Source organism: Bradyrhizobium sp. NAS96.2, from assembly GCF_001908235.1.
Lineage (GTDB): Bacteria > Pseudomonadota > Alphaproteobacteria > Rhizobiales > Xanthobacteraceae > Bradyrhizobium.
The window spans coordinates 1-1,499 of record NZ_LGHK01000398.1; the positions used below are offsets into that span (position 1 = coordinate 1).

Sequence of the window (1,499 nt, forward strand, 5' to 3'; positions counted from 1 at the left end):
CAGGTTCGCTATATCCGCGATATCCTGGCGCTGGTCCCGAAAGGCTCCTCGAAAACGACCAACGCCGCGGCGCTGCTGATCGTCGCGATGCTGATGAATTTCCGGCCGCGCGGGACCGCGTTGTTTGTCGGTCCGACGCAGGCGATCTCGGATCGTGCCTATGAGCAGGCGGTCGGCATGATCGAGGAGTCGCCGGATCTGCGCCGGCGTTTCCGGCCTCGCGATCATATCAAAGTGATCGAGGACCTCGTTACCAAGTCCGAGGCGCAGGTCAAAACCTTCGATCTCAAGATCCTGACCGGCGCAATGGGCTTGTTTTTCGTGTTGCTCGACGAGCTGCACGTCCTCGGCAAAAGCGCATCGGCCGCGAAAGTGCTGCGCCAGATCCGCGGCGGCCTCGACAAGACGCCGGAAGGCGTTTTGGTGATGACCACGACGCAAAGCGACGACATTCCCTCCGGCGTATTCAAATCCGAGCTGAAATTTGCGCGCAACGTGCGCGACGGCAAGTATCGCGGCCGGATCATTCGACCGATGCTGCCGATCCTTTACGAATTTCCGCCGGATATCGCGTCGCTGACGCGCGAGGAGCGCGCCGCCGGCGTCGAGGAGCGTTGGAAAGATCCGGTCAACTGGCCGATGGTGATGCCGAACCTCGGCCGCTCGATCCATCTGGCGTCGCTGCGCGCCGATTGGGAGAGCGAGCGCGAAAAAGGCGACGACGCGATCAAGGTTTGGGCCTCGCAGCATCTCAATATCGAGATCGGGGTCGGCATCAATAACGAGGGTTGGCGCGGCGCCGATTATTGGGAGGGCGCCGTTGACGAAACGCTGACGCTCGAGACGCTGCTCGAGCGCTCCGAGGTCGTGACGATCGGAATCGACGGCGGCGGCCTCGACGACCTGCTCGGCCTGGCCGTCATCGGCCGCGATCGCAAGACGCGCGAATGGCTGTCCTGGTACCGGGCATGGGCCAACCCGAAAGTGCTCGAGGTCCGCAAAGACATCGCGGCGCAGCTGCAGGATTTTTCCGACGCCGGCGAGATTTCGATCTGCCCGGTGCCGCAGGACGTCCTCGAGCTCGCGATGATCGTCGCGCAGATCATCGCGTCGGGCCTGCTGCCGGAGAAAAACGCGATCGGCATCGATCCGAACAACGCGGCGGCCATTATCGAGGCGCTGATCGCGGTCGGCGTAACCGACGAAATGATCCGCCGGTTGCTGCAGGGACCTGCGCTTGCGCCGGCAATGTACGGCCTCGAGCGCAAGCTGTCGGACGGCACGTTCTGGCACGGCGGCATGCTGCTGATGGCCTTCGTTCTCGGAAACGCAAAGATCGAGCAGCGCGGCAATTCCGTGATGGTGACGAAAGCCGTCTCCGGCCGCGCAAAAATCGATCCGCTGGTCGCGCTGTTTCAGGCCGCGATCCTCATGAGCTGGAATCCCTCGGCCGGCAGGCTCGTGACCGGCGCTGATATCCTGACGGTGGTCTGATGGGA

General features: G+C 63.1%; 1 protein-coding gene. It reads left to right on the top strand.

The features are described 5' to 3' along the window. The coding region (locus AC628_RS41540) for a terminase TerL endonuclease subunit (protein WP_074132554.1) at positions 1–1,494 on the top strand (1,494 nt) is incomplete at its 5' end. Between the last annotated feature and the right edge of the window lie 5 nt (positions 1,495–1,499).